At 69.7% G+C, this 20,148-nt stretch carries 19 protein-coding genes and 1 pseudogene; 8 read left to right on the top strand and 12 right to left on the bottom strand.

The features are described from left to right. Positions 1-4: 4 nt before the first annotated feature. The 7 genes and pseudogenes from ACFWNN_RS15680 to ACFWNN_RS15650 form a co-directional block, all read right to left on the bottom strand. Positions 5-1,144, bottom strand: coding sequence for an acyl-CoA dehydrogenase family protein (locus tag ACFWNN_RS15680; protein ID WP_382440584.1), 1,140 nt, complete (start codon positions 1,142-1,144; stop codon positions 5-7). Next, positions 1,141-2,973 (bottom strand): biotin carboxylase N-terminal domain-containing protein, encoded by a 1,833-nt coding sequence (locus ACFWNN_RS15675; RefSeq protein ID WP_382440583.1) that lies wholly within the window; start codon positions 2,971-2,973, stop codon positions 1,141-1,143. The genes ACFWNN_RS15680 and ACFWNN_RS15675 overlap by 4 nt, the downstream gene beginning before the upstream one ends. Positions 2,974-2,978: 5 nt before the next feature. Further along, positions 2,979-4,529, bottom strand: coding sequence for an acyl-CoA carboxylase subunit beta (locus ACFWNN_RS15670; protein WP_382440582.1), 1,551 nt, complete (start codon positions 4,527-4,529; stop codon positions 2,979-2,981). After that, positions 4,529-5,641 (bottom strand): acyl-CoA dehydrogenase family protein, encoded by a 1,113-nt coding sequence (locus ACFWNN_RS15665; protein ID WP_382440581.1) that lies wholly within the window; start codon positions 5,639-5,641, stop codon positions 4,529-4,531. Before ACFWNN_RS15665 ends, ACFWNN_RS15670 begins: the two co-directional genes overlap by 1 nt. Continuing rightward, positions 5,638-7,145, bottom strand: a pseudogene (locus ACFWNN_RS15660) (acyclic terpene utilization AtuA family protein). The gene ACFWNN_RS15665 and the pseudogene ACFWNN_RS15660 overlap by 4 nt, the downstream one beginning before the upstream one ends. Before the next feature lie 47 nt (positions 7,146-7,192). Then, a complete protein-coding gene (locus tag ACFWNN_RS15655) occupies positions 7,193-7,924 on the bottom strand; it encodes a TIGR03084 family metal-binding protein (RefSeq protein WP_382440580.1) in 732 nt (243 codons plus the stop codon). Next, complete coding sequence (locus ACFWNN_RS15650) at positions 7,921-8,448, bottom strand: TetR/AcrR family transcriptional regulator (protein WP_382440708.1); 528 nt, start codon at positions 8,446-8,448, stop codon at positions 7,921-7,923. Before ACFWNN_RS15650 ends, ACFWNN_RS15655 begins: the two co-directional genes overlap by 4 nt. A 127-nt stretch (positions 8,449-8,575) precedes the next feature. On the opposite strand from ACFWNN_RS15650, the gene ACFWNN_RS15645 reads away from it, so the two are divergent. The 3 genes from ACFWNN_RS15645 to ACFWNN_RS15635 are packed head-to-tail and all read left to right on the top strand — an operon-like array spanning position 8,576 to position 10,230. Next, positions 8,576-9,307 carry a putative protein N(5)-glutamine methyltransferase gene (locus ACFWNN_RS15645; RefSeq protein WP_382440579.1) on the top strand — a complete coding sequence of 244 codons (732 nt, stop codon included), beginning with the start codon at positions 8,576-8,578 and terminating at the stop codon, positions 9,305-9,307. 19 nt (positions 9,308-9,326) lie between these two features. Then, positions 9,327-9,671, top strand: a complete 345-nt coding sequence (locus ACFWNN_RS15640; RefSeq protein ID WP_382440578.1) for a nuclear transport factor 2 family protein — start codon at positions 9,327-9,329, stop codon at positions 9,669-9,671. 31 nt (positions 9,672-9,702) lie between these two features. Then, positions 9,703-10,230 (top strand): DUF4865 family protein, encoded by a 528-nt coding sequence (locus ACFWNN_RS15635; RefSeq protein WP_382440577.1) that lies wholly within the window; start codon positions 9,703-9,705, stop codon positions 10,228-10,230. On the opposite strand, the gene ACFWNN_RS15630 is transcribed toward ACFWNN_RS15635, so the two are convergent. After that, complete coding sequence (locus ACFWNN_RS15630; RefSeq protein WP_382440576.1) at positions 10,217-12,193, bottom strand: intein-containing Rv2578c family radical SAM protein; 1,977 nt, start codon at positions 12,191-12,193, stop codon at positions 10,217-10,219. The two genes, ACFWNN_RS15635 and ACFWNN_RS15630, sit on opposite strands and share 14 nt — an antisense overlap. Positions 12,194-12,238: 45 nt before the next feature. Here ACFWNN_RS15630 and pnuC point away from each other — a divergent pair, with 45 nt between their 5' ends. The 3 genes from pnuC to ACFWNN_RS15615 are packed head-to-tail and all read left to right on the top strand — an operon-like array spanning position 12,239 to position 15,232. After that, positions 12,239-12,811 (top strand): nicotinamide riboside transporter PnuC, encoded by a 573-nt coding sequence (gene pnuC, locus ACFWNN_RS15625; RefSeq protein WP_382440575.1) that lies wholly within the window; start codon positions 12,239-12,241, stop codon positions 12,809-12,811. Beyond that, positions 12,808-13,869 (top strand): AAA family ATPase, encoded by a 1,062-nt coding sequence (locus ACFWNN_RS15620; RefSeq protein WP_382440574.1) that lies wholly within the window; start codon positions 12,808-12,810, stop codon positions 13,867-13,869. The genes pnuC and ACFWNN_RS15620 overlap by 4 nt, the downstream gene beginning before the upstream one ends. Further along, the gene (locus ACFWNN_RS15615; RefSeq protein WP_382440573.1) at positions 13,847-15,232 is read left to right on the top strand and encodes a YibE/F family protein; all 1,386 of its coding nucleotides are present in this window, start codon (positions 13,847-13,849) and stop codon (positions 15,230-15,232) included. Before ACFWNN_RS15620 ends, ACFWNN_RS15615 begins: the two co-directional genes overlap by 23 nt. On the opposite strand, the gene ACFWNN_RS15610 is transcribed toward ACFWNN_RS15615, so the two are convergent. Beyond that, positions 15,153-15,506: a DUF1304 domain-containing protein gene (locus tag ACFWNN_RS15610; RefSeq protein WP_382440572.1), complete on the bottom strand. Its 354-nt coding sequence runs from the start codon at positions 15,504-15,506 to the stop codon at positions 15,153-15,155. The two genes, ACFWNN_RS15615 and ACFWNN_RS15610, sit on opposite strands and share 80 nt — an antisense overlap. Positions 15,507-15,552: 46 nt before the next feature. Between ACFWNN_RS15610 and ACFWNN_RS15605 the strand changes: the two genes are divergently transcribed. After that, positions 15,553-16,389, top strand: a complete 837-nt coding sequence (locus tag ACFWNN_RS15605) for a spermidine synthase (protein WP_382440571.1) — start codon at positions 15,553-15,555, stop codon at positions 16,387-16,389. Positions 16,390-16,497: 108 nt separating this feature from the next. On the opposite strand, the gene ACFWNN_RS15600 is transcribed toward ACFWNN_RS15605, so the two are convergent. From ACFWNN_RS15600 to ACFWNN_RS15590, 3 genes are read right to left on the bottom strand one after another with little or no spacing between them, the layout of a single operon-like run. Continuing rightward, a complete protein-coding gene (locus tag ACFWNN_RS15600; protein ID WP_382440570.1) occupies positions 16,498-17,124 on the bottom strand; it encodes a hypothetical protein in 627 nt (208 codons plus the stop codon). Continuing rightward, a complete protein-coding gene (gene hisS / locus ACFWNN_RS15595) occupies positions 17,121-18,401 on the bottom strand; it encodes a histidine--tRNA ligase (RefSeq protein WP_382440569.1) in 1,281 nt (426 codons plus the stop codon). Before hisS ends, ACFWNN_RS15600 begins: the two co-directional genes overlap by 4 nt. Positions 18,402-18,406: 5 nt before the next feature. Beyond that, a complete protein-coding gene (locus ACFWNN_RS15590) occupies positions 18,407-19,117 on the bottom strand; it encodes an MBL fold metallo-hydrolase (RefSeq protein ID WP_382440568.1) in 711 nt (236 codons plus the stop codon). A 114-nt stretch (positions 19,118-19,231) separates the two neighbouring features. On the opposite strand from ACFWNN_RS15590, the gene ACFWNN_RS15585 reads away from it, so the two are divergent. Further along, complete coding sequence (locus ACFWNN_RS15585) at positions 19,232-20,089, top strand: peptidylprolyl isomerase (RefSeq protein ID WP_382440567.1); 858 nt, start codon at positions 19,232-19,234, stop codon at positions 20,087-20,089. The last annotated feature ends 59 nt before the right edge of the window (positions 20,090-20,148 follow it).

Below are 20,148 nucleotides of genomic sequence, written 5' to 3'. Positions count from 1 at the left end.
TGTGTCAGTAGGACCGGGGGAGCTTCAGCGAGTTTTGCGCGACGAAGTTGAGCACCATCTCCCGCGACACCGGCGCGATCCGGGAGAGGCGGGACGACGCGAGCATCGACGCGAGGCCGTACTCGCGGCTCAGCCCGTTGCCGCCGTGGATCTGGATCGCCTGGTCGACCGCGGCCGCGATGGCCTCTCCCGCCGCGTACTTGGCCATGTTCGCGGCCTCGCCCGCCTGCTTGTCCCGGCCGGAGTCGTAGAGCGCGGCGGCCTTCTGCGTCATCAGCCGGGCGAGCTCGATCTCGACGTGGATCTTCGCGAGCGGGTGCGCGAGGCCCTGGTGGGCGCCGATCGGCGTGTCCCAGACCTGCCGCTCCTTCGCGTACTTCACGGCCTTGGCGACCGCGAGCCGCGCGGACCCGGTGGCCATGCTCGCGCCCATGATCCGTTCGGGGTTGAGCCCGGCGAAGACCTGCAGCAGGCCCTGGTCCGGCGAGCCGACGACCGCGTCGGACGGCAGCCGCACGTCGTCGAAGAACAGCGTGAACTGCTTCTCCGGCATGAACAGGTCCATGTCGATCTCTTGCCAGGTGAAGCCCTCGGCGTTCGTCGGGACGACGACGAGCACCGGCCCGGTCTCCAGGATCGCGACGACGAGCACGGCGTCGACCTCGTCGACACCGGAGATGTAGGTCTTGCCGCCCTTCAGCACCCAGTCGTCGCCGTCGCGGCGCACGCTCGTCCTGAGCTTGTGCGAGTTCGACCCGGCGTCCGGCTCGGTGATCGCGAACGCCATCTTGAGCGTGCCGTCCGCGAAACCGGGCAGCCACTTGGCCTTCTGCTCGTCCGTGCCGAAGCGGGCGAGCACCGTGGCGCAGATCGCCGGCGAGACCACCATGAGCAGCAACGGGCTTCCGGCGGCCGCGAGCTCCTCGCACACCGCCGCCAGGTCGCCGATGCCGCCGCCACCGCCGCCGAACTCCTCCGGCACCGCGACACCGAGGTAGCCGAGCTTGCCGGCCTCCTCCCACAGCTCGGTCGTCTTCTCCCCCGCCCTCGCCTTGGCGGTGAAGTAGTCGTGGCCGTACTGGGCGCCGAACTCGGCGACCGCCTTGCGCAGCGCGACCCGCTCTTCGGACTCGACGAAGCTCACGATTCCTCCACTACAGCCAGAACATCGCCTGCGTTGACCTGCTGTGCCTGCTCGACAAGGAGTTCGGTGACCGTGCCCGCGTTGGTCGCGAGCACCCGGTGTTCCATCTTCATGGCCTCCAGCACCAGCAGTTCGGCGCCGGCCTCGACCACATCGCCCTGCTGGACCGACACCCTGACCACGGTTCCCGGCATCGGGGCGACGGTCGCGCCCGGCGCGAGCTTCGTCTCCGGTTCGGGGAACCGCGGCACGACCTTCAGCGTCACCGACCCGCGCGGCGAGTCGACCTCCACCACGTCGCCGTACCGGGCCACCTGGAACGGAACGCGCACGCCGTCCAGGTCCAGCACGACCGTGTCCGGCGTGGCCTGGCTCGGGTCGTACTCGACCTCGACGAGCTCCTCGCCGAACAGGAACTTCGCCTTCGGCCGTTGCGACCGCACGTTGCGCCACCCGAGCGGCAGCGTGCCGATCCGGCGCGTCGCGGCCTGCGCCAGTGCCGCCGCGAGCGCAAACGGTTGCGGGTCAACGGACCTGGTGAAGTCGTGCTCGTCCAGGAACCCGGTGTGGGTGTCCCCGTTCAGGAAGTCCTCGTCGCCCAGCACGTCCACGAGCAGCTGCCGGTTCGTCACCAGCCCGTGGATCCGGGCGCTCTCCAGCGCCGTGGCGAGCTTGCGGGCGGCGGCCCTCCGCGTCGGCGCGTACGCGATCACCTTGGCCAGCATCGGGTCGTAGTGCACCGACACCACCGAGTCGTCCTCGACGCCGCTGTCCAGCCGCACGTCGCCGGGCACCTCGAACCGGTGCAGCGTGCCGCTCGCGGGCCGCCAGTCGTGCGCGGGGTCCTCGGCGTACAGCCGGACCTCGATCGCGTGGCCGCGCGGTTCCGGTGCCTCCACCGGCAACCGCGCGCCCTCGGCGATCCGCAGCTGCCACTCCACCAGGTCCACGCCGTACACGAACTCCGTCACCGGGTGCTCGACCTGCAACCGGGTGTTGACCTCCAGGAAGTGGAAGTCCTCGCCCTTCAGCATGAACTCGACGGTGCCCGCGCCGACGTACCCGATCGACTCGGCCGCCGCCGTGGCCGCCGCGAACAACCGCTGCCGCACGTCGTCGCCGACCGCCGGGCTCGGCGACTCCTCGACGATCTTCTGGTGCCGCCGCTGGATCGAGCACTCGCGTTCGCCGAGCGCCCACACCGTGCCGTGCGCGTCGGCGAGGACCTGCACCTCGACGTGCCGCGCCTGTTCCAGCAACGGTTCGCAGAACACCGTGGGGTCGCCGAACGCCGACTCGGCCTCGCGCCGCGCGCTCGCCAGGGCGTCCGCGAACTCCGCCCTCTCCCGCACGATCCGCATGCCGCGCCCGCCGCCACCGGCCGACGCCTTGATCAGCACGGGGAACTCGGTGACGGTCTCGGGATCGAGCTCCGGCAGCGTCGGCACGCCGGCCGCCGCCATCCGCTTCTTGGCCGCGACCTTGGACCCCATCGCCTCGATGGAGTCCGGTTCCGGCCCGACCCACGTCAGCCCGGCGGCCTGCACCTTGCGCGCGAACTCGGCGTTCTCGCTGAGGAAGCCGTAGCCGGGGTGCACCGCGTCAGCCCCGGCCTTCAGCGCCGCCTCGACGAGCAGGTCGGCCCGCAGGTAGGTCTCGGACGGCGCCGCGCCGGGCAGCCGGACCGCGAAGTCGGCCTCCCGGACGTGCGGCGACTCGGCGTCCGGGTCGGAGAACACCGCGACCGTCCGGATGCCGTTGTCGTTGCAGGTGCGGATGATCCTGCGGGCGATCTCGCCCCGGTTGGCAATGAGAAGACTCTTGATCATCCCGCTCACATCCGGAAGACGCCGAAGCCGTCGGCGCCCTTGATCGGTCCGCTGTGGACAGCGGAGAGGCAGAGGGCGAGCACGGTCCTGGTGTCGCGAGGGTCGATCACGCCGTCGTCGTAGAGCTTCCCCGACAGGAACGGCGCGAGCGACTGCTCCTCGATCTGCGCCTCCACCATCGTGCGCATGGCGGCGTCGTGCTCCTCGTTGTACTCCTGCCCCTTGGCCAGCGCGGCCTGCCGCCCGACGATCGACAGCACGCCCGCGAGCTGCGCGGGGCCCATCACGGCCGACTTGGCGTTGGGCCAGGTGAACAGGAACCTCGGGTCGTAAGCGCGGCCGCACATGCCGTAGTTGCCTGCGCCGTACGACGCGCCCATCGTGATCGTCAGGTGCGGCACCCGGCTGTTCGAGACGGCGTTGATCATCATCGAGCCGTGCTTGACGATGCCGCCCTGCTCGTACTGCGCGCCGACCATGTACCCGGTGGTGTTCTGCAGGAACACCAGAGGCGTGTCGCTCTGGTTCGCCAGCTGGATGAACTGGGTGGCCTTCTGCGACTCCTCGCTGAACAGCACGCCGCGCGCGTTGGCGAGGATGCCGACGGGGTAGCCGTGGATGCGCGCCCACCCGGTGACGAGGCTGTTGCCGTACAACGGCTTGAACTCGTCGAAGTGCGATCCGTCGACCAGCCGCGCGATGACGTCGCGCGGGTCGAACGGCACCCGCTGGTCCTCCGAGACGACGTCGAGGATGCTCTCGGCGTCGAACCGCGGCTCCTCGACGGCGGCGGGCTGCGGCCCGAGCTTGCGCCAGTTCAGCCGCGCGACGACCCGCCGGGCCAGCCGGATCGCGTCGGTCTCGTCCTCGGCCACGAAGTCCGCGAGCCCGGACGTGGCGCCGTGCATGGTCGCGCCGCCCAGCGACTCGTCGTCCGCGTCCTCACCGGTCGCCATCTTGACCAGCGGCGGGCCACCGAGGAACACCTTGGAGCGGTCCTTGATCATGATCACGTAGTCGGACATGCCCGGCACGTACGCGCCGCCGGCCGTCGCGTTGCCGAACACCGCCGTGACGGTGGGAATGCCCGCGGCCGAGAGGCGCGTGAGGTCGCGGAACGCCCGCCCGCCGGGGATGAAGATCTCGCTCTGCGTCGGCAGGTCGGCGCCGCCCGACTCGACCAGGCTGACCAGCGGCAGCCGGTTCTGCAACGCGATGTCGTTGGCCCGCAAAGACTTGCGCAGCGTGTACGGGTTCGATGAGCCGCCGCGCACCGTCGGATCGTTCGCGACGATCACGCACTCGACGCCCTCGATCCGCCCGATGCCCGTGACGACGGACGCCCCGACCGGGAAGTCCGTGCCCCACGCGGCGAGCGGCGACAGCTCCAGGAACGGGCTGTCCTCGTCGATCAGCAGCTCGACCCGTTCGCGGGCGAGGAGCTTGCCGCGCTTGTGGTGCCGTTCGACGTACTTCGGCCCACCCCCGGCGAGCGCTTTGGCGTGTTCGGCGTCGAGGCCCGCGATCTTCGCGAGCAGCGCCTCCCTGTTGCCCATCAGGCGAACCCCAATCGTCGTGCCGCGAGCTCGGTCATCACTTCGCTCGCGCCGCCCCCGATGCCGAGGATGCGGGCGTCCCGGTAGTGACGCTCCACTTCGGACTCCCGCATGTATCCCATGCCTCCGTGCAACTGCACCGCCTCGTCGACGACCGCGCTGCACGCGTCGACGGCGGCGTTCTTCGCGAAGCAGACCTCGGTCACGCAGTCCTCGCCGCGCTCGATCCGCGCCGCGACCTCCCGCGTGTAGGTCCGCGCCAGGTCGATCTGCTGCGCCATCGCGGCGAGCTTGTGCCTGATGACCTGGTTCTTGATCAGCGGCTTGCCGAACGTCTCGCGGTTGCGCGTCCACTCGACGGTGAGGTCCAGCGCCCGTTGCGCGGTGGCATAAGCCTCCACCGCCATCGTCACGCGCTCGACCTGGAACTGCCGCATGATCTGCGCGAACCCCTGGTTCTCCTCGCCGACCAGGTTCGCCACCGGCACCCGCACGTCGTCGAAGTGCAGCTCGGCGGTGTCGCTGCAGTGCCAGCCCATCTTGTCGAGCTTGCGCCGGGTGAACCCGTCCTCGATCACCAGCAGCGAGATGCCCTGGTAGCCCTCGCCACCGGTGCGCACCGCGGTCGTGACGAAGTCCGCGCGGCACCCGGAGGTGATGAACGTCTTCTCGCCGCTGACGACGTAGTGGTCGCCGTCCCGCACGGCTTTGGTGCGGATGGCCGCGACGTCGGAGCCGGCGCCGGGTTCGGTGACCGCGAGGCTGCCGATCTTCTCGCCCCGGATCGCGGGCTTCGCGAACCGCTCGATCAGGTCCTCGTTCCCGCTCTGCCAGATGTGCGGGATCGCGATGCCGAGCGTGAACAACGCCGAGATCACCCCGGACGAGCCGCCGTTCTGGATGATCTCCTCGGTCATCGCGACCGAGTCGAGCAGGTCGCCGTGCTCGAACCCGATGCCGAGCAGGTCGAGCGCCGCCGCCTTCTTGTGCAGCTCGCGCGGCACCTCGCCGTCGCGTTCCCACTGGTCGAGGTGCGGCACGATCTCCTTGCGGGTGAAGTCCGCGACGAGCTGCCTCAGCTCCTTGCGCTCGAACAGGTCCTTCGTGATCACAGCAGCTCCTCGGGGATCTCTACTTCCCTGCTCCGCAACCACTCGCCCAGGGCCTTGGCCTGCGGGTCGAACCTCGTGCTGCTCGCCACGCCGTCGCCCAGCAGGCCGTGCAGCACGAAGTTGAGCGCCCTGAGGTTCGGCAGCTCGTACCGGCTCACGTCCCGCGCCTCCGGCAGCAGCTCCTTGAGCTTCTCGACGGTCAGGAACCCGTTGAGCCACTCATAAGCCTCGTCGTCGCGCACCCACACGCCGAGGTTCGCGTCGCCGCCCTTGTCGCCGCTGCGCGCACCGGCGATCGTGCCCAGTGGCCTCTTCACAGCAACACCGCCTTGGCGCTGACCTCGTCGCGGTTGATGTAGGCCGCCTTGTAGACCCCGAACGGCGTGCCGTCGCTCGGTGGCGCCGTCACGTGGAACCCCGGATAGCTCGCGAGGGCCAGCTCGATCGCCGCCCGGCTGAACCCCTTGGCCCGCTTGGGGTCCGTCGTCTTGATCATGACGTGCAGCAACGCGCTGGCCTGCTCCTCGGTCGCCGCGTCCGCCTGGTCGGTCCTGGCCAGCGTCCACGTCAGCCCGTCGGTGCCGATCGCGTCGTGCAACTGGCGCCGCACCAGCTCGGCCTTGGCGTCGACGTCCAGTCCGGTGAGGACGAACGTGGTCGAGTTCCGGAAGCCGCCCAACGTGTTCAGGCACACCTTGAGCGTCTCCGGCGGCGGAGACCCCTTCGTGCCGCTGATCCTGACCCCTCGCTCGTGGTCCTGGAGCCGGATCGTGTCGAAGTGCGTGGTGACGTCCGGGCCGAGGTACTCCGGCGCGCCGATCTCGTACAACAGCTGTGCCGTCACGGTGTCGACGGTGACCGCGCCACCCGTGCCGTCGTGCTTGGTGATCAGCGACGACCCGTCCTCGTCGATCTCCGCGATCGGGAACCCGGGCCGGGTCACGTCGATCTCGGTGAAGAACGAGTAGTTGCCGCCCGTCGCCTGGGTGCCGCACTCCAGCACGTGGCCCGCGACCGTGGCGCCGGCCAGCCGGTCCCAGTCGTCGCGCGCCCAGCCGAAGTGGGCCGCCGCGGGGCCCACGACCAGGCTGGCGTCGGTGACGCGGCCGGTGACCACGACCTGCGCGCCCTGGTTCAGGCAGTCCGCGATCTCCCACGCGCCGAGGTAGGCGTTGGCCGTGAGCGCCTCGGGGAACCGGCCCTTGAGGTCGTCGCCGGCTACATAACCGACTTTCGCCCCGAGCTTGTCCGCCAGGTCACCGGAGTGGAGCTCGCCGAGCTTGCGCGCGAGTCCCTCCGGATTCAACCCGCCGGCGTTCACCACGATCTTGACGCCCCGATCGAGCGCCAACCCCAGGCAGTCCTCCATCTGCCGCAGGAACGTCTTCGCGTACCCCAGCGACGAGTCCTTCATCCGGTCCCGTCCGAGGATCAGCATCGTCAGCTCGGCCAGGTAGTCGCCGGTCAGGACGTCCAGCTCACCGCCTTCGAGCTGCTCCCGCATCGCGGACAACCGGTCGCCGTAGAAGCCGGACGCGTTGCCGATCCGGATCACCGGCCACCTCCGGGCGGTCCCGCGAAGGCCTGCGCGATCGGCACCCACTCCTGCGCGACCGGCCCGACGGCCTCGATCGCGAGCTCCTTGCGGTTGCGCCGCTGCGTCACCAGCCACGCGAAGTCCAGCGCGGGCCCGGTCACCCGGTTCTCGGCGTCCTCCGGCCCCCACGTCCACAGCTCGCCGGAAGGCCCGGTCAGCTCGACCCGCACCTCGGCCTCGGGCGCCGCCAGTCCGTTGAGCAGGAAGGCGAACCCCATCGTCCGCACCCCGATGTGGCACACGTGCCTGATCCGCGCGGTCGGCTCCCGCACGACGCCCAGGGCGTCGGCGACGTCCTGCCCGTGCGCCCAGGTCTCCATGATCCGCGCGGTCGCCATCGACGCCGGGCTCATCGGCGGCCCGAACCAGAGGATCTTGCCCTCGGCCCGCGCAAGCTGGTCCCGCAACGCCGCCCGGCTGTCCCGCCACAGCTCCACCAGGTCCGGCAGCACCGCCGCCTCGGCCGCGGTGCGGTCCACGATGTCGGCGGTCAGCGGCTGCGCCTTGAACGCCTCGGGGTCGGTGATCGCGAGGATCGCCGCCTTGTCCGTCCACATGAGATGACCGATCTGGTGCCCGACCGTCCAGCCCTCGGCGGGTGTCGGCACCGAGAAGTCGGCGCCCGCGACGATCTCGTCGAGCGAACGCGACTCGGCGTCGAGGTCGGCCAGCAGTTCCGTGATCACAGCTGCTCCTCCAGCATCCGCGCCCAGTAGCGCACCACGTGCGCCCGGCGCTTGGCGTCGTCGGCGAGCTGGTTGGCGAGCGCCAGCCCGCGCACAAGATCCAGGGTTGCCTGCACGGCGTCCTTCACACCCGGCTTGGTGTCGTCCACTTCCAGCAGCTCCAGCGCCAGCCCGTACACCTCGCGGCCCAGCCGTGCCTGCAGCTCCAGCACCTGCTCGCGCAGCTCGGGATCGGTGCGCGCCGCCACCCACAGCTCCAGCGCGGCGGTGAACAGGTCGCTCGCGTGGAAGTCCGCGATCAGCTCCACCACGGCGTGCGTGCTCTTCTCGGCGATCTCGGCCCGCCGCTTGAGCACCTCGACGCTCTCCGCCCCGACGTGCTCCACAGCCGCCGCCACCAGCTCACCGCGCGTGCGGAAGTGGTGCAACTGGGCGCCGCGCGACACCCCGGCGCGTTCCGCCACCTCGGTCGTCGTCGTGCCCGACCAGCCGCGTTCCACCAGGCACTCGACGGTCGCCTCCATCAGCTTCCGCTTCGTCTCCCGCGTGCGGTCGGCCTGACGCTGCCTCGTCTCCACCCGGCCGAGTCTTCCGCCGAACAAACAAACAGTCAAGCCTGCTTGTAAGTACGCTTGCTAGCGTCCGCGACCGATGAACATCGTGGAACGCCTGCGCGCCGCCGGCTGCGTCTTCGCCGAGGAAGAGGCCGCGCTGCTGGAAGAAGCCGCCGAGTCCCCTCACCACCTGGAAGAACTGGTCACCCAGCGCGTCAACGGCCTCCCGCTGGAGCACGCCGTCGGCTGGGCCCTGTTCTGCGGGCAGCGGATCGTGGTCACCAGGGGCGTCTTCGTCCCCCGCCACCGCACCGAACTGCTGGTCGACCTCGCGACCGACCTCGCGCCGTCCGTGGTCGTCGACCTGTGCTGCGGCTCGGGCGCGGTGGGCGCCGTGCTCCAGCACCGCCTGCCGGACGCCACGGTGCACGCCGCCGACATCGACCCCGCCGCCGTGGCGTGCGCCCGCCAGAACCTGGCCAACGTCCACGAGGGCGACCTGTTCGACGCCCTGCCCGCTGACCTGCGCGGCACCATCGACGTCGTGGTCGCCAACGTCCCGTACGTGCCGACCCTCGACATCCCGTTCATGCCGGTCGAGGCCCGCGACCACGAGGCCCGCGTGGCCCTGGACGGCGGCGTGGACGGCCTCGAAGTACTCCGCCGCGTCGCCCAGCAGGCCACGTCCTGGCTGCGTCCCGGCGGCGACCTGCTGAGCGAGACCAGCGAGCGCCAAGCACCTGCCGCACTGGCCGCGTTCACCGCCGCAGGCCTCACCTCCAAGCTCGTGACCAGCGAAGACAGCAATGCGGTGGTCGGACGGCGCTAGGTTCCGTACAATGTACGGTATGGCGTACGACGAGGTCATGCAGTGGTTTGCGAAGTGGGACGCGCTCGCGGTGAAGGGCGACGTCGAGGCGATGGCCGACATGGCGTTGTTCCCGATCAACACGGTCACCGACGGCTCCGCGACGTCGTGGGACCGCGAGACGTTCCTGAGGGAGATGGGCGCCCAACTGGGCGGCGACGTGCAGATGGAGTCCACCAGGACGCCGCACTTCATCAACGACAACCTGGTCTTCGTCATCACGGACGGCACGATCAACGGGATGACGGTCCGCTACGGCGACCTGCTCACCAGGGTGAACGGTGAGTGGAAGTTCCAGACGATGGCCCAGGGCGGCTGGGCCTAGGCGCTGTCCGACAGTTCTGTACAACGGAGCCATGATCGCAATGCAGTACGAGATCAGGCTGCCGTCGGACTACGACATGGAGATCATCCGCGAACGCGTCCGCACCCGCGGTCACGCGCTCGACGGGTTCGACGGCCTGGGGTTCAAGGCATATCTGGTCCGCGACACGCAGTACGCGCCGTTCTACGTGTGGAACACCTCGGCGGGCATGGCGAACTTCCTCTACCGGGGAGGTGGTTTCCAGGGGATCCTCGCCGACTTCGGCAGGCCGGTAGTGCGGCACTGGCCGGGCGTGGCGTTCCTCAGGGGTGATGCGGCGCGGGCGAAGTACGCGACGCGCGAGATCATCACGCTCGCACCCGAGGCGAACCCGATCGACGCGCTGAAGGAGATCGAACTGGAGAAGGTGCCCGGCCTGCACTCGGCGGCGCTGGGCGTCGATCCGCGCACGTGGGAAGTCGTGCGCTTCGAACTCTGGGAGGAGCACCCCGGGGAAGAGGGCGCCTACGAAGTCCTCCACTTCTCCGAGCCTGGGCTCGAAGAGATCACAGCAGGGTGAGTTGTTCCTGGTCCACGCGGGGCGCCGGCACACCGACCGGCAGGCTTCCGTCGGGCCACACGCCGTCGTCGTCGCCGGGAACTCCGGTGACGGCGTCGGTGGAACGCCCGCGCGGCGCCAGCCCGTGCTTCTCGATCAACGGCACGACCCGCGCGGTCAGCCGCTCCCGGTACCGCTTGTCCACATAGGACCGGTTGCCGTACAGGTATCGGTACGTCTCCACGAGGTCCGGGTGCTCACGGCGCAGCCACTGGGCGAACCACTCCTTCGCTCCCGGACGCAGGTGCAACGGCAGCACGGTCACGCCCGTGGCGCCCGCCTCCGCGATCTGCTCCAGCAGGAAGTCCAGCTGCTCCACCGAGTCCGTGAGCTCGGGCAGCACCGGGGCGACGAACACCCCGCACGGCAAACCCGCCTCGCGCACCTTGCGCACCAGCTCCAGCCGCGCGGCCGGCGTCGGCGTGCCCGGCTCCAGCGACTTGTGCAGGTCGCGGTCCATCAACGCCAGCGACACCGCGATGCCGACCGGCACGACCTCCGCGGCCGCCGTCAGCAACGGCAGGTCACGCGCCAGCAGGGTGCCCTTCGTGAGGATCGAGAAGGGCGTGCGGGAGGCGGTCAGCGCCTCGATGATCCCTGGCATCAAGGCGTACCGCCCCTCCGCCCGCTGGTATGGGTCGGTGTTCGTGCCGAGCGCCACGTGTTCCTGCTTCCAGCGGGACGACCGCAGCTGGCGCGACAGCACCTCCCCCGCGTTCACCTTGACGATCAGCTGGCTGTCGAAGTCCTTGCCGGTGTCGAGGTCCAAATAGGAGTGCGTCTTGCGCGCGAAGCAGTTGTGGGACACCACTCCGTTGGCGACGAAGTCGGCGGTGCCGGTCGAGATGTCGTAGAGGGTCATCTCCCCCAGTGGTTCCACGGACACGACGCCGAGCGGTTGCTGCGACTTGATCGCCACACCGTCGATGTCGCGCTTGCGGGTGATCGCCGGGTCGACGGTGTGGAAGAAGCGCAGGTTCTCGCGCAGCCCGCCGCGCAACCGGATGACCCGCACGCCACGACGGCGGCGCAGCTCCTCGATCGCGAAGTCGAAGTCGAAGTGCTTCAACGCCAGGCAGATCGCCTCCAGCACCACGGTGTTGCGCGTCGACATCCGCAGGATGCTGCGCGAGCAGGTCCCGAGGTAGTCGAACGCGCCTGCCAGGAATCCCTTGAGCCAGTCGGGGTTCGGGGCTATCTGCCAGTGCGCGAGCTCGCGCACTTGGTGCAGAAATCCCCTCCCTTCTCGCACCCCGAAGTAGTCGAGATACTCCTGGGTGCGGTCCATGGCCTCGATGTCGGCGACCGGGATGCGGAAGTCGGTTTCGTCGTCGACCATGCCGCGCAGGTAGCCGCGGCGGTAGTCGTCGGTCACGGCGGGCTGCTCGACGAAAGCCCCCGTGCCCATGAGTTTGTTGCCCGTCGTGAGGTGCGGGCGGCGGCCGACGCCGGCCGTCTCGCCCGTCACGTGCTTCCAGCCGCGGTCGGTCAGGAACCGGTGGTCCCCCGACGCGACGACGCTCGTGCCGTCCTCCAGCGTCAGCCGGTACGCCTGCTTGCGCGTCTCCCAGTGCGCGAGCACGGTCGTGAGCTTGTAGCGCCGGTAGTTGCCGACGAGCTCGGTGCCGTAGATCTCATCGCCTTCGCGCAGCTCGGACAGCGGTTTCGTGCGACCGTTGCCCATGAGGATCGGCGTGTCGCCCGCCATGCAGTACGTGCAGGCGTGTGAACAGCCGCGATACGGGTTCACCGTCCACGCGAACGGCAGCGACGACCCCGGTACCCCGTTGAGCACGGATTTGGCGCGGACCTCGTGGAACACCACGTCCGCGAACTCAGGAGTTCGTACGCTGCGCACCAGTCCCGGTAGCCCCGGTAGTGCCTGCTGCGGCTCTGCCTCGAGTTTCTGCCCGTCCCATCGCACACCATCGATTCGAACACATGTTCGAACGGCGGTCAAGGAGCGCACGTGTCACCCATTGAGGTAGCAGGCTTCATCACCGGCGCACTCTGCGTGTGGCTCGTGGCCCGGCAGAACCCCTGGAACTGGCCCATCGGGATCGCCAACAACATCGCGTTCCTCGTGCTGTTCTGGACCAGCGGCCTCTACGCGGACTCCGGCCTCCAGATCGTCTACATGGCACTCGCTCTCTACGGCTGGTGGGCGTGGGTGCGCGGCGGCGAGCAGCACAGCACGTTGCACGTCAGCCGCACGACCACCTCCCAGTGGGTGTGGCTCGCGGTCGCCGGCGTCCTCGGAACCGGTCTGCTGCACTGGGTCCTGGTCACGTTCACCGAGTCGACGGTGCCGTTCTGGGACGCCGTCACGACCGTGCTGTCGCTGCTCGCGACCTGGGGTCAGACGCGCAAGAAGGTCGAGTGCTGGTGGCTGTGGATCGCCGCGGACGTCATCTACGTGCCGCTGTACGCCTACAAGGAGCTGTACCTGACAGCAGCGTTGTACGTGGGGTTCATGGTGCTGTGCGTGATCGGCCTGCGCAGCTGGACCAAGGACCTCAAGGCTTCCGAGGTGCCCGCGTGAAGGAGTTCGAACACGCACTCGTGCTCGGCAAGTTCTACCCACCGCACAACGGACATCACCACCTCATCGAGACGGCGGCCGCGCGGAGCGTTCGCACGACGGTGACCGTTCTGGCCGCTTCGCACGAGACGCTGCCCCTCGAACACCGCGTGCGCTGGCTGACCGAGACGCACGCGCACACCCTGGGCGTGCGGATCATCGGCGACCTCGACGACCACCCGATGGACTTCGACTCCGACGAGATCTGGGACCTGCACGTCCAGCTCACCCGCGCGGTGCTCGCCCGGCGGGCCATCGCGGACGGCGAACCGGGCGAAGCACGCGTCGACGCCGTGTTCTCCAGCGAGAAGTACGGCGACGAGCTCGCCCGCCGGCTCGGCGCGCGGCACGTGCTCGTCGACCTCGACCGCCTCACCCACCCGGTCTCCGGCACGGCGATGCGCACCGACCCCGTGGCGAACTGGCACCACCTCGCGCCCGCCACCCAGCGCGGCCTGGGCCGGAAAGTCGTGGTCCTCGGCGCCGAGAGCACCGGTACGACGACGCTGTCGAAGCAGCTCGCCGACCACTTCGGAGCGCCCTGGATCCCCGAGTACGGCCGCGAGCACACCGAGCACAAGCTGGCCGCCGCCAGGTCGTTCGCCGCGGACGCCACCCTGGACGGTCTGGTGTGGACGCTCGGCGACTTCGAAGACGTTGCGCGCGAGCAGGAACGCCGCATCCAGGCCGAGACCGCGCCGCTGGTGATCGCGGACAACGACGCGTTCGCCGCGACCGTCTGGGGCGAGCGCTACCTCGGGTTCCGGCCGGAGATCTTCGCCGGCACCGAACCGGACCTGTACCTGCTGACCGACCACGCGGGCGTTCCGTTCGAACAGGACGGCTGGCGTGACGGCGAACACCTGCGGGAGTGGATGACCGGTTTGTTCGAAAAGGAGCTGACGCGGCGCGGCGTGCCGTGGCTGAAGCTCACCGACGACAGGTTCGCCACGGCCGTGACCGCGATCGAACATCTCATGCGGCAGGATGTCGCGCGTGGGTCACGGTCACGGGCATAGCCACGCGCTGAGCGAGGAACCGGCGTCGCAGCGCGTGCGCACGTTGCTGATGTGGCTGCTGGTGCCGTTGGCGCTGGCCACGGTCGTCGGCGCGGCGCTGCTGTACCCGTTCGGGGTCGAGCAGAAGACCGGCGCCCAGGTGGGGCTGAACCAGTCGCCGGTCGAGGCCGTCGTCACGGGTCTGGCGGAGAACTGCGGCGAGAAGTGCGTCGCGATCACCGTGAAGATGACCGACGGCCCCTCCCCCGGCCAGAGCATCACGATCCCGAGCGTGAAGGGTCCCGGCGCGCCGAGCTTCAAGCTGGGCGACGAGGTGGTGCTGTCCTACTCGGGCACGCAGCCGCAGGCCGCCGAGTCGTACCAGATCGTCGACTACCAGCGCGGCTGGTCGCTCGCGGTGCTGGCGCTGCTGTTCGCGGGCGCCGTGCTGCTGCTCGGGCGCTGGCAGGGCCTCGCCGCGCTGGGCGCGTTGCTGCTGAGCTTCGTGGTGCTGGTGCTGTTCATCATGCCGTCGCTGCTCGCGGGCAAGGACCCGCTGACGGTGGCGGTGGTCGGCGCCGGGCTGATCATGTTCGTGGTGCTGTACCTGACGCACGGCGTCTCGGCGCGCACGTCGACAGCGGTGCTCGGGACCATGGTCAGCCTCGCGCTGATCGGGGTGCTGGGCGCGGCGTTCTCGGCGCTGTCGAGCCTGACCGGCCTCGACGACGACACGGCGAACCTCGTCCGGCTGCTCGGCACCGACATCGACACCCGCGGCCTGCTGCTCGCGGGCACCCTGATCGGCGCGCTGGGCGTGCTCGACGACGTCACGGTCACCCAGACCAGTGCCGTGTGGGAGCTGCGGCGCGCCAACGGCGAGCTGACGTGGCGGGAGCTGTTCGCGGCGGGCTCGCGGATCGGCCGCGACCACATGTCGTCCGTGGTGAACACGCTCGTGATGGCTTACGCGGGCGCCGCGCTGCCGTTGCTGCTGGCGATCTCGCTGGCCGGGCGTTCGATGGGCGAGATCCTCACCGCGCAGCAGATCGCGCAGGAGATCGTGCGGACCCTGGTCGGCAGCATCGGCCTGGTGGCGGCGATCCCGGTGACCACGGCGCTGGCGGCCTGGGTCGCCGTGCGCCAGGAGGTCACGCCCGTCGCGGTTCCCGAGCCCGATCCCGAACCGGAACCCGAGCCGAAGACCGTGAAGCGCGCGAAGCCGGCGCCGAAGCCCCGGCCCGCGCGCATCGAGGGTGACCTCTTCACGGGCTACGACCCCGACAAGGGGCCGTGGGTGCGGCCTAGCCGGCCAGCAGCACGAAGAGCAGCGCCAGCGTCCCCGGCACCACCTGCACGAAGAAGATCTTCCGGCTCGCCGTGAACGTGCCGTAGATGCCGGCGACGATCACGAACACCGTGAACAGCACGGACGCGCCGAAGTCCTGGCGGACGATCGCGTAGATCAGACCGGCGGCGAGGAAACCGTTGTACAGGCCCTGGTTCGCGGCGAGCGCCTTGGACTCCTGCGCGAACTCGGGCGTGAGGCCGAACGCCTTCTGCCCGCGCGGGGTCGTCCAGAGGAACATCTCCAGGACCACGATGTAGATGTGGATCAACGCCACGAGGGCGAGCAGTACGTTGGCGATGACCTGCACTTGGGTTCCTCCTCAGAGCTGACACACGCGGTGAGACAATAGAGCAGTGGGAAGACAACGGCCCGACACAGAGGCGATCACCGAGTCGATCGACTCAGGCGTCGCGGAGCTGGTCCCCGACCTCGGTGGACGGAACTCCTGGACGTTGCGGGTCAACGGAACCCCACAGTCGCATGTGGACCTGGACGACCCGACCTACCTGGAGTTCGAGTACGTCCGCCGGCTGGGTCACATCGTCGATCTCACCGCGCCCTCACGTGTGCTCCACCTCGGTGGTGGCGCTCTCACGCTAGCGCGCTACGTGGCCGATCTACTCCCTCGCGCGTCTCAGCAGGTCGCCGAGATCGACGCGGGCCTGATCGCGTTCATCCGCCGCGAGCTCCCGCCGCCCTCCCGCGTCCGCATCACGACGGGCGACGCCCGGGCCGTGCTGGTCAAGGCCCGTCCGGGCTCGTTCGACCTGATCGTGAGCGACTGCTTCGCCGGAGCCCGCACCCCCGCGCACCTGACGTCCGTCGAGTTCGTGCGCCAGGCGTCCGACGCGCTGGCCCCGGACGGCATCTACGCCGCGAACATCGGCGACGGCAACGGCCTCCAGTTCGCCCGCTCGCAGTGCGCGACCGTGCGGGAGGTGTTCGAGCACGTCTGCGTGATGGCCGAACCGGGCGTGTTCCGCGGCCGCCGCTTCGGCAACTTCGTGATCATGGCCTCGCACACCGGCCTGCCGATGCAGCAGCTGACCCGCGCGACGGCGGGCGACCCGTTCCCCGGCCGCGTCGAGCACGGGACGGGGCTGACGAAGTTCATCGGGGGCGCCCCGGTGACCACGGACGCCACCGCCACGCTCTCGCCCGCTCCGCCCTCGGGCCTCTGGGGCACCTGAGCACAGCTCACCGCCGACCCCGCCTCCGGGTTCTCGGGCAACTGAGCACAGCCCTCTGACATGCCGAACGCCCGCCACGAGCTTCGCGGCGGGCGTTCAGTCCGTCTGTCAGTCGAGCGAGGTCACGAACTTCGACACGGCGTCCGGGTGGAGCTTCTGCGCCATCCGTCCCGCCGGAGCCAGCGACCCGAGCCGGTACAGCGGCCGTTCCGCCGCCGCCAGCCCGCGCGCCTCGGCCCGCAACTGGGCGACCAGCAGCTCCGAGAACACCAGACCCGGCGTGTCCCCGCGGGCCGCCAGCGCGTCCGCGAGCCGGCGCAGCTGGTACACGCCCAGCTCACGACCGCCCGTTCCCGCGTACATCGACAGGGCGACGTTGATCGCCTTCTTGTTGCCGCGCACGAACAGGCCGACCGTCCGCGCACCCCGCAGGTCCGTGACCAGCAGGTCGAGGCCGTCGGCGGTCGCGAGGTCGACCTTGCGCGTGCCGAACGCCCGCACGTGCACGGTCGTGCCCTGCAGCCACACCGTGCGGCGCGCCTCGGACATCGCCAGCAGGATCACCGGCAGCGCCACGATCACGGCCGCGATCACGCCGGGCCAGCGCCCGCCGATCAGGCCCACGATCGCGCCGAAGGCGAGGGCGACCATCAGGCCGCCGATCGCCACCATCCGCGCGCGCTTGCGGACCGTCACCTTGTCGAGCAGGTCGAGAACGAGCTTGTCGTCGCTCACGGGGTCTCCCGCACCGCCTCGGCGCCCTGGGCCAGCGCGTCCCGCACCGCCGGCACCACGTCCGTCAACGTCACGTCGACCTGATCGCCGGTCGCCAGGGTCTTCACCCCGATGGTGCCGGCCTCCAGGTTGCGCTCGCCGAGCACCAGGGCCAGCTTCGCGCCCGACTTGTCGGCGGCCTTGAAGCCCGCCTTCATCGACCGGCCGCCGTAGACCAGGTCGGTCCGCACGCCCGCCGCCCGCAGCTCGCCGGCGATCGCCACGAGCCGGGCCCGCGCGTTCTCACCCAGCGGCACGCCGATCACGTCGACGCGGCTGAACTCCGGCAGCACGCCCTCCGCCTGCGCGGCGAGCAGCGCGCGGTCGACGCCGAGGCCGAAGCCGACGCCGGACAGCTCCTGACCGCCGAGCTGCGCCATCAGGCCGTCGTAGCGACCGCCGCCGCCGATGCCCGACTGGGCGCCGAGGCCGTCGTGCACGAACTCGAACGTCGTCTTCGTGTAGTAGTCGAGACCGCGGACCATGCGCGGATTCTCGACGAACTTCACTCCCAGCTCGGTCAAGTACCCCTTGACGAGCTCGTAGTGCTCCCGGCACGCGTCGCACAGGTTGTCGACCATCAGCGGCGCGTCGGCGACCATCTCGCGCACCTCGGGGCGCTTGTCGTCGAGCACGCGCAGCGGGTTCAGCTCGGCCCGCTCGCGGGTCGCCTCGTCGAGCGGCAGCTTCGCGAGGAACGCCTGCAGCTTCTCCCGGTAGGCCGGGCGGCAGTTCGCGTCGCCCAGCGACGTGAGCTCCAGGCGGTACCCGGTGAGGCCGATCGCGCGGAACCCGGCGTCACCGACGGCGATGACCTCGGCGTCGAGGGCCGGGTCGTCGATGCCGATGGCCTCGATGCCGACCTGGTGGAACTGCCGGTACCGCCCGGCCTGCGGTGCCTCGGCGCGGAAGAACTGGCCCGCGTAGTAGAGCTTGGCCGGCAGCGAGCCGCGGTCGAGGCTGTGCTCGATGACCGCCCGCATCACGCCGGCGGTGCCCTCGGGCCGCAGCGTGATGGACCGCTCACCGCGGTCCTGGAAGGTGTACATCTCCTTCGTCACGACGTCGGTCGACTCGCCGACGCCGCGCGAGAACAACGCCGTGTCCTCGAAGACCGGCAGCTCGATGTAGCCGTAGCCCGCGAGCTCGGCGGCCCGCGTCAGCGTGGACCGGACGTGCGCGAACGCGGCGGACGTCGGCGGGATGTAGTCAGGAACGCCTTTGGGTGCGGAAAACACGTCTCTCAAAGTCCTCGGTGAGGGGCGGCCGGACCGTCGTTCGAACCAACGGTCTGCAGTTGCAGCAGGTACGGGTTCGTCGCACGCTCGCGGCCTATGGTCGTCGTCGGGCCGTGGCCGGGCAGCACCACTGTGTCATCGGGCAAGGTCAGCACCTTGCTCTGCAGAGACGACAGCATCGCGGAGTGGTCGCCACCCGGCAGGTCGGTGCGTCCGATGGAACCGGCGAAGAGCGTGTCACCCGAGATCACCAGGCGACCGCCTTCCTGCACACCGGATCGGAACATCACCGACCCGCCGGTATGGCCCGGCGTGTGGTCGACGGCGATCTTCAGTCCGGCGAGGTCCAGGTCGACGCCGTCGGTGAGCTCGCGGACCTCGGACGGCTCCCGCATCTCCAGGTTGCCGCCGAAGAACGCGGCCGACTCGCGGCTGATGCCCTTCAACGGGTCCGACAGCATCGCTACGTCATCCGGGTGGATGTAGGCGGGCACGTCGTTGCCGTCGCACACGGGCGTGACGGAGAAGGTGTGGTCGAAGTGCCCGTGCGTGAGCAGCACGGCGACAGGCGCGAGACGGTGCTTGCGCAAGGCCTGCTCGATCGGCTCGACCGCGTCCTGACCGGGGTCGATGATCACGCAGGGCTCGCCCTCACCGGCCGCCAGGACGAAGCAGTTCGCCTGGAGCGCCCCGGTGGGGAACCCGATCACGAGCACGAAAATGACCTCCCTGTTCAACGACAGCCTAACCACCACACAAAGCTCATATGCCCAGGCCCTAGACTCCCGAGCCGACCGCCCTATTCGCATGAGTCCCTGGGGAGGGAGCACGTGCCCACCAACGAGCAGCGACGCGCGAACGCCAAGCGCAAGCTTGAGCGTCAAATGGTCTACCGCCAGGAGCGGGCCAAGAAGCGTCGCATCATCGCCGTCGTGTCGACGGTCGTCGTTGTTGCGCTCGTCGGAGGTGGCGTGTGGTTCCTCGCGACCAATGACGTATTCGGCAATGGTGACGCCGCCGCGTCGGAGACTCCCACCCAGGAGTCGGTGGACAAGGCGGAGAACATCCCCACCGCGCTGCACCAGATTCCGAAGCGCCCTGCCGCGCTTCCGGAAAAGGTGAACTGTGAATACACGAAGGGCCAGGAGCCGGCGGCCAAGGAGAACACGCCGCCCGCGAACGGCGAGCAGTCCGCCGTCGGCACCGTCGGCGTCACGCTCGGCACCTCGATCGGCGACCTGAAGTTCACCCTGGACCGCACGCTCGCGCCGTGCACGGTGAACAACTTCGTGAGCCTGGCTCAGCAGAAGTACTTCGACAACACGACGTGCCACCGCCTCGTGGTGACCGGCATCCAGGTCCTGCAGTGCGGTGACCCGGGCGGCAACGGCATGGGCGGCCCCGGCTACTCGTTCAAGGACGAGGTCTACCCGGAGCTCACCTACGGCCGCGGCGTGCTCGCCATGGCGAACTCGGGCCCGGACACCAACGGTTCGCAGTTCTTCATCGTCTACGGCGACGGCGCGAACCTGCAGGCCAAGTACACGATCTTCGGCACGGTCGACGAGGAGTCGCTGAAGAAGATCGACGAGGTCGCCAAGACCGGCACGATCTCGCAGGCGCCCGGCCAGGGCGACGGCAAGCCGAAGACCCCGGTCGACATCAAGTCCGCGCTGGTCGCGAACTAGTTCTTCGATGGAAAGGGCCCCCGGAGCATCCGCTCCGGGGGCCCTTTCGTGTGGTCGGC

The sequence above is a fragment of the Lentzea sp. NPDC058450 genome, from assembly GCF_042721395.1.
GTDB lineage: Bacteria > Actinomycetota > Actinomycetes > Mycobacteriales > Pseudonocardiaceae > Lentzea.
Note: the sequence above shows the minus strand (reverse complement) of the source record. Positions and strands in the feature narration are given on the sequence as shown.

Excerpts from the sequence above, each read along its gene's own strand:
- ACFWNN_RS15675 (WP_382440583.1), bottom strand. The coding sequence starts at position 2,973 with ATGATCAAGAGTCTTCTCATTGCCAACCGGGGCGAGATCGCCCGCAGG.
- ACFWNN_RS15670 (WP_382440582.1), bottom strand. The coding sequence starts at position 4,529 with ATGGGCAACAGGGAGGCGCTGCTCGCGAAGATCGCGGGCCTCGACGCC.
- ACFWNN_RS15650 (WP_382440708.1), bottom strand. The coding sequence starts at position 8,448 with ATGGAGGCGACCGTCGAGTGCCTGGTGGAACGCGGCTGGTCGGGCACG.
- ACFWNN_RS15645 (WP_382440579.1), top strand. The coding sequence starts at position 8,576 with ATGAACATCGTGGAACGCCTGCGCGCCGCCGGCTGCGTCTTCGCCGAG.
- ACFWNN_RS15640 (WP_382440578.1), top strand. The coding sequence starts at position 9,327 with ATGGCGTACGACGAGGTCATGCAGTGGTTTGCGAAGTGGGACGCGCTC.
- ACFWNN_RS15635 (WP_382440577.1), top strand. The coding sequence starts at position 9,703 with ATGATCGCAATGCAGTACGAGATCAGGCTGCCGTCGGACTACGACATG.